The sequence below is a fragment of the Mycobacterium sp. P2_H7 genome (assembly GCF_056403275.1).
Genome location: NZ_JBFUFU010000072.1, coordinates 1 through 387, shown reverse-complemented (window position 1 = coordinate 387; position 387 = coordinate 1). Strand labels below are relative to the sequence as shown.

Sequence of the window (387 nt, the reverse complement as noted above, 5' to 3'; positions counted from 1 at the left end):
GCCGACGAAGTGCCCATCGGCGCCTGGTCGGGCTCGCCGCAAGCGCTGCAACGGCTTGCCGAACTTGGTGGCGAGGCGCTGGCGCAGTCGCATGCCAAGCGGCTCGGCGTGGTCACCAATACGCATGGCGCCGACGAAATCGACGGCTCGGGTGCTGCCGTTCTGCAGGCCCAGTTCCTCAATCGAATCCAGACCTTCCTTGCTTCCCGCGGCTGCATCACAGGCGGCTGGGAAGAAGCCGCGCACGGCAATATCATCGACAAGACGAAAAGCTATCTCAATGGCTGGCGCAACGTCGAAGTCTCGGCAGCGCTTGCCGGCGAAGGTTATGACATCGTCGTCAATCCCGGGCAGGTCTATTACCTCGACATGGCCAACAGCCAGGAA

Annotated in this window: 1 protein-coding gene; it reads left to right on the top strand. The window is 62.5% G+C overall.

Annotated features, from left to right (window positions below):
• Positions 1 to 387, top strand: a 387-nt coding sequence (locus AC1DY7_RS31405) for a family 20 glycosylhydrolase (RefSeq protein WP_477497664.1), incomplete at both ends; no start/stop codon positions are given.